Source organism: uncultured Frigoribacterium sp. (assembly GCF_963515265.1).
GTDB lineage: Bacteria > Actinomycetota > Actinomycetes > Actinomycetales > Microbacteriaceae > Frigoribacterium.
This window is the reverse complement of the sequence record NZ_CAUPYL010000155.1, coordinates 1-6,088: the sequence shown is the minus strand read 5'-3', so window position 1 is coordinate 6,088 and position 6,088 is coordinate 1. Positions and strand designations below refer to the sequence as shown.

At 73.1% G+C, this 6,088-nt stretch carries 8 protein-coding genes; 2 read left to right on the top strand and 6 right to left on the bottom strand.

Features of this window, described 5'->3' with window-relative positions:
• Nucleotides 1-231: 231 nt before the first annotated feature.
• From fliG to flgB, 5 genes are read right to left on the bottom strand one after another with little or no spacing between them, the layout of a single operon-like run.
• A complete protein-coding gene (gene fliG / locus RWM17_RS11245; protein WP_314103717.1) occupies nt 232-1,269 on the bottom strand; it encodes a flagellar motor switch protein FliG in 1,038 nt (345 codons plus the stop codon).
• 47 nt (nt 1,270-1,316) lie between these two features.
• Nucleotides 1,317-3,011: a flagellar basal-body MS-ring/collar protein FliF gene (fliF, locus tag RWM17_RS11240; protein ID WP_314103715.1), complete on the bottom strand. Its 1,695-nt coding sequence runs from the start codon at nt 3,009-3,011 to the stop codon at nt 1,317-1,319.
• Nucleotides 3,011-3,376, bottom strand: coding sequence for a flagellar hook-basal body complex protein FliE (gene fliE, locus RWM17_RS11235; protein WP_314103714.1), 366 nt, complete (start codon nt 3,374-3,376; stop codon nt 3,011-3,013). The genes fliF and fliE overlap by 1 nt, the downstream gene beginning before the upstream one ends.
• Nucleotides 3,376-3,771 (bottom strand): flagellar basal body rod C-terminal domain-containing protein, encoded by a 396-nt coding sequence (locus RWM17_RS11230; RefSeq protein WP_314103712.1) that lies wholly within the window; start codon nt 3,769-3,771, stop codon nt 3,376-3,378. Before RWM17_RS11230 ends, fliE begins: the two co-directional genes overlap by 1 nt.
• Entirely contained in the window at nt 3,771-4,130 is a 360-nt protein-coding gene (flgB, locus tag RWM17_RS11225) for a flagellar basal body rod protein FlgB (protein ID WP_314103710.1), read from the bottom strand. Before flgB ends, RWM17_RS11230 begins: the two co-directional genes overlap by 1 nt.
• A gap of 175 nt (nt 4,131-4,305) precedes the next feature.
• Here flgB and RWM17_RS11220 point away from each other — a divergent pair, with 175 nt between their 5' ends.
• Entirely contained in the window at nt 4,306-4,599 is a 294-nt protein-coding gene (locus RWM17_RS11220; protein WP_314103709.1) for a hypothetical protein, read from the top strand.
• Between the two features lie 111 nt (nt 4,600-4,710).
• Complete coding sequence (locus RWM17_RS11215) at nt 4,711-5,301, top strand: DJ-1/PfpI family protein (RefSeq protein ID WP_314103707.1); 591 nt, start codon at nt 4,711-4,713, stop codon at nt 5,299-5,301.
• Nucleotides 5,302-5,367: 66 nt separating this feature from the next.
• Here the strand turns inward: RWM17_RS11215 and RWM17_RS11210 are convergent, their stop codons facing one another.
• Entirely contained in the window at nt 5,368-6,009 is a 642-nt protein-coding gene (locus tag RWM17_RS11210; protein ID WP_123548282.1) for a response regulator, read from the bottom strand.
• Nucleotides 6,010-6,088: the final 79 nt, after the last annotated feature.

Genomic DNA, 6,088 nt, shown 5'->3' with positions numbered 1-6,088 from the left:
GCTCTCGCACCCGGATATCCCCGCATTGCGGCCCCGCCGGTCGGCATTTGCCGACCCGGGCGAAGGAGGCGCGGGCCGAACAGCGCGGGACGCCGCAGAACCCGACCGAACGAGCCCGGATCGCGCTCTCGCACCCGGATATCCCCGCATTGCGGCCCCGCCGGTCGGCATTTGCCGACGGAGGGACCGGGCGGCGGCAGCGGCAGCGGCGGCAGCCGCGCGGAGCGGCGGCTACTCGACGAGGGCGTCCTCGTCGGCGCGGTGGATCGTGATCGTGCCGAGCGCCTCGAGCTCGCGGATGGCACGCACCACCTCGGCCCGCGCCTCCTCGACCTGCGACTTGCGGACGGGGCCCATCGACTGCAGCTCGTCGTCGAGCAGCTCGCGGTTGCGCTCCGAGACGTTGCCGCGGATGACCTCGACGACGGCGGCGAGCGCCCCCTTCATCGCGGTCGCGAGCACGGCGGCGTCGATCCCGCGGAGCACCTGCTGGATGTCGCGCGACTCGAGCTTGACGATGTCCTCGAAGGTGAGCATCCGCGAGCGGACCTCCTCGGCGAGCTCGGGGTCGCGTTCGTCGAGGCCGTCGAGCAGCGCGCGCTCGGTGGCGCTGTCGCTGCGGTTGATGATCTCGACGAGGGGCTGGATGCCTCCCACGACCTCGACCTGCTCGCGCGGCGCGACGACGGCGCCGGCACGCACCTTGAGCGTGGTCGCGACGATGCCGACGGCCTCGGGCGTGGCGGTGCCCATCGTGGCGATGGCCTGCGCGACGTCGGTGCGGGCGGCGACGTCGAGGCCGGCGAGCACGGCCGAGGCCTGCTGCGGCCGCAGGTGCGCGAGCACGAGGGCGATGGTCTGCGGCAGCTCGCCGTCGAGCAGGGTGATGACCTGGCCGGGGTCGGCCTCGTCGAGGAACTCGAAGCTCTTGCCCATCGCGTTCGAGGCGAGCCGCTCCATGACGCCGGCGGCGCGCTCCGAGCCGAACGACGCCTCGAGCAGGCCGACGGCGACGTCGTGCCCGCCGCGGCGCTGGTAGCGGCCCGAGCGGGTCAGGTCGTGGAACTCGGCCACGGCGGACTCGGCCACGGCGGGGTCGACGCGGCGCAGCTTGACGATCTCGGCCGTGATCTCCTCGGCCTCCTCCTCGCTGAACTGCTTCATGACGACGGCGGCGTGCGCCTGCTCCATCTGCATGAGGATGACCGCGACCTTCTGCGGCCCCGTCAGCGCCGGGCGCGCGGCAGGTGCACCGAACGCGGCGGGCACCCCGAACGCCTGCGTCGGGGTCAGGTCCGCAGCGGACGCGGTCGCGCTCACGACTGGACCCGCTCGTCCATCAGGCCGCGCAGCAGCTCGGCGGTCTTCTCGGGGTCGCGCTCGGCGAGGGCGTCGATCTCGGCGCGGCGGCGCTCGGCCGACACGTACTCGGGCGAGGGCTCGGGCGCCGCGACCGGCAGGGCCACGGTGGCGGCCTCGTCGGCGAGCAGCTGACGGCGGGAGGCGGCGCCCGCGTCGTCGAGGTCGAGCCGCATGGTCGCGTCCCAGGTCTGGGCGGCGTTGCCGGCCGCGAGCTCGCCGAGGTCGACGTCCTCCCGGTCGTGCCGCTTGTTCTTCTTCGCGAAGACGACCAGGCCGACGATCAGCGCGATCACGATGAGGGCGACGATGCCGACGGTGCGGATCGTGCCCCACATCGCCTCGGAGGCGGCGGCCGCGTCGGCCGCGGCGAGCGCCGCCTTCGCGGCCTCGGCGCCCTCCGTGTCGAAGTCGACCAGGGCGACCTCGACCGCGTCGCCGCGCGCCGTGTCGATCCCCGCGGCGTTCCGCACGAGGTCGTTGATGCTCTGCATGTTGACGCCGGAGGCCGCGTTCGCGTCCAGGGCGACCGACACGGTCTGCCGGCTGACGCCTCCTGCGGGCACGCTCATCGTCTCGGTGACCTTGTCGACGGCGTTGTTCTTCGTGGCCGACTCGTTGACGTAGCCGTCGTCGCCGGTCGCGGTGGGGGTGCCGGCCGCGTCGGTGCCCGTGCCGGTGCCGTTCGGCACGGCGATGTTGTCGGGGCCGAGCACGCCGGTCGCACCGGCGCCGCCCGCTCCCCCGGAGCCCGCGCCGTACTGCTCGGTGGTGCTCGACTCGTTGAGGGCGATGGGGCCGCTGGTGGGCTGCGCGAACGACTCGGTGACCTTCGTGCCCGAGCTCTGATCGAGGTCGGCGGCGACGATGACCGACGACTTGCCGGGGCCGACGACCTTGTCGAGCATCGTCTGCACGGCGGTCTGGACCTTCGACTCGTAGTCGCCGGCCTGGTCGCCGGCGCCGCCGACGGCCCCGGTGCCGACCTGTGAGAGCACGGCGCCGGTCGAGTCGGTGACGGCGACGTCGGTCGTCGCCATGCCCTCGACGGAGGCGCTGGTCAGGTTGACGATCGCCTGCACCTGCTTGCTGGTGAGGGTCACGCCGCCCTGCGTCTCGACGAACACCGACGCGGTGGGGTCCTGCTGCTCCGCGACGAAGACGGACTCCTCGGGGATCGCGAGCTGCACGGTGGCGGTCTTCACGCCGTCCATCGCCGAGATGGTCTTGGCGAGCTCGCCCTCGATGGCGCGCTTGTAGGTGACGTCCTGCTGGAACTCGGACGAGGTGACGCCCATGGTGTCGAGCAGCGAGTAGCCGCCCTGGCCGCCGGTCGAGGGCAGGCCTGCCGCGGCGGCGGTGAGGCGCTCCTGGTAGACGTGCTCCTCGGGCACGAGGATCGTGCCGCCGCCCGCGGTCAGCTCGTAGGGCACCCCGTCGGCCTTGAGCTGCTCGACGATGGCGCTCGCGTCGGCGGGCTCGATGCCGCTGAACAGCGGCGAGTAGCTCGGCTTCGTCAGCCAGCTCACGAGGGCGACCGTGCCGAGCACGAGCGCGGCGATCATGATCACCGCGATGGTCTTCTGGGCGACGGAGAAGCCGCCCATCGTCGCCCGCATCCGGGCGAGGGAGTTCTGCACTGCGGTCGGCATCAGGCCTGCATCCTCATGATCTCGGTGAAGGCGTCGACGCCCTTGTTGCGGACGGCGGCGACGAGCTCGAGCGTCACCTGGGCACGGGTGGCCGCGATGGTCGCGTCGTGGATGTCGGTGAGGTCGCCGGTGACGGCCTTCACGGCGAGCGTCTTCGACTGGCTCTGCAGCTGCTGCAGGCCCTCGACCGCGCCGACCATGCTCGACCCGAAGGCGGCACCGGAGGCGCTGGCCGCGCCGGTGGTCCCGGTGACGGACGACGCGCCTCCTGCGCCGCCGACCGCGCCGCCCTCGAGCAGTGCGGACACGTCGGCGTAGCCCGTGGGCGCCACGGCCCCGATCGCGGGGACTCCTCCGACCGGCATCAGCCGCGGCCGATCTGGAGAGCGGCCTCGTAGGCGGTCTTGGCGCGGTCGACCACGGCGGCGTTCGCCTGGTAGCCGCGCTGGGCCATGATCAGGTCGGCCATCTGGGCTCCCAGGTCGATGTCGGGCATGCGCACGTATCCCTCGGCGTCGGCGAGCGGGTGGTCGGGCAGGTAGGTGACGCGGCCGGCCTCGCTGCCGTAGCGGTCGGCCTTGACGAAGACGCCGCTGGTGCCGGCGCCCTCCTGGACCTCGACGTAGCGGGCCTGGAACGCGGTGTCGTCCATCGACTTGACCGTGTTGACGTTGGCGATGTTGTCGGAGACGGCGTCGAGCCACTTGCGGTGCACGGTCAGGCCGGTGCTCGCGATGCCGATCGCGTCGAAGGCGGTCATCAGTTGGTCCTGAACGCGGCGCGGACGCTGGTCAGCTCGCCGTTCATCGCCTGGGTGGCGAACTGGTACCGGAGCACGGTGTCGATGTTCGACAGGGTCTCGGTGTCGAGGTTGACGTTGTTGCCGTCGAGTCGCGTCGGCTCGAGCGAGCGCTGCGTCGTGGCCTGCACGTGGCCGGCCCCCTGCGCGGCGCCGCCCTGGGCGACGGACCGGCCGAGCGCCTCCTCGAACTGCACGCGCTTGGCCTGGTAGCCGGGCGTGTTCACGTTCGAGATGTTGGCGGCGATGGTCTTCTGGCGCAGCGAGAGACCGTCCAGGGCGCTCTGCAGCGCCGCCTGGGTCACGGATTCGATCGGCATGGTGCCCGTCCGGGGGTGTGGTGTGGTCTGGGGGCCGATCCGTGGCCGAGGGGTCGAGCGATCCGTGCTCAGGGCGCTCTATCGGCGCGGGCCGGGGGTGCGTAAGGCCGCGCGGGGCACGTGCCCCCGGAGTGGGGGCGCGGTGCGACACGGGGGCGTGAGCGACACTGGGGTCGTGAGCGACGACGACGCGTGGCCCGACGGGCTGGACGACGCCCGACGCCTCTTCGGCACCGCCGACGGGGTCGAGCCGGCCACCGTCGACGGCGACGTGGACGACGCCGACCGGGTGCGTCACGTGCTGGGCCGCTCGCTCGGCGGCGTCGTGGGGCTCGTCGTGCTGGGGATGGTCGCGGCTGTCGTCGTCGTGGTCGTGGTCGTGCCGCTCCTCCTGTGGCCGCTCGGCGCGTGGATCGCGTTCCTGCGGCCGCCGCCCCTCGAGCTGCCGTCGCTCTGGTGGTTCCGGTGACCGTCGCGCGGCCGTCGGTCGCCGTGCTCGTCCTCGCGAGCTGAGACTCGCCCCGGCCCGCCGGCCGCCTGCGGTGCGCACGTCCTGTCGTCCCGCGACGAGACTGGGGGCATGACCAAGACGATCGGCATCTTCCTGTTCGACCAGTACGAGGAGCTCGACGCGATCGGCCCCTGGGAGGTGCTCTCGTACTGGACGAAGGCGCACCCCGGCGACGGCTGGGAAGTGATCACGTTCGGCGACGCGCCCGGCCCGGTCACCGCGGCGAAGGGCCTCCGCGTGCTGCCCGACACGACGATCGACGACCTGCCGCCGCTCGACGTGCTGATCTACCCGGGCGGCAAGGGCACCCGCGCCCACCTCGACGACGAGGAGCGCCTCGAGTGGGTGCGGCAGCAGGCAGAGACGGTGCCGCTGATGACGAGCGTGTGCACGGGCGCCCTCGTCTACGCCGCGGCGGGCCTGCTCACCGGGCGTGCCGCGACGACGCACTGGGGCTCGACGGTGCTGCTCGGCAGCCTCGACCCGACGATCGACGTGCGCGAGGACGAGCGCTTCGTCGACGACGGCGACGTCATCACGTCGGCGGGCGTCAGCGCCGGGATCGACATGGCGCTGCACCTCGTCATGCGCCTGGGAGGTGCGGCGCGAGCCAAGCAGGTCCGTCGCGGCATCGAGTACGTCCCCCAGCCGCCCGTGTGACCTCGCGTGTTGCCGGTCGGCGGGGTCTCGCGTGCCTCAGAGGCCCGCGAAGTGGCAACTCGAGGGTCAGCGGCGCTGGTAGCGGTGCTCGGGCCGGCCGGTCGCGCCGTAGCGCAGCTGCATCGCGAGCTGCCCGTCGGCGCTGAGCTGCGCGAGGTAGCGCTGCGCGGTCGCGCGGCTGACGCCGACCTGGTCGGCCACCTCCGAGGCCGAGACCTCGACGGAGGAGGCGACCACCGCCTCCAGCACGGCCTGTTCCGTCGCCGAGCGCGACCGGGAGGAGGCGCGCGCGTCTCCCGAGTGGAGGATGCGCTGGGCGCGCTCCACCGCCTCCTGGTCGGTGCCGCCGTCGAGCACGTGCCGGAAGCGCAGCCAGGACCGCAGACGGTCGACGAGCAGCTCGGCCGCGAACGGCTTGATCAGGTAGGCGAGGGCTCCGCGGCGGAGCGCCGTCCGGATCGTCTCGCCGTCGGACGCCGCGCTGAGCACGAACGTGTCGACGTCCAGCTCGCGGAGCAGGTCGAGCCCGCGGCCGTCGGGCAGGTACAGGTCGAGCAGCACGAGGTCGACGCGCTCGCGGGCGACCACCCGGCGGGCCTCGGCGACGGTGCCGACCGCCGGCAGCGCGCGCAGCTCGGGCTGCGCGTCGACCTGCGCACGGTGCACCTCGGCCACGAAGAAGTCGTCGTCGACCACGAGCACGGTCAGGGGCGCGGGTGCGGGCGCGGTGACGGGCGAGGGTGTGGCGGCGTCGGTCACAGGGTGCTCCTCGGGGTCGGTGCGGGGG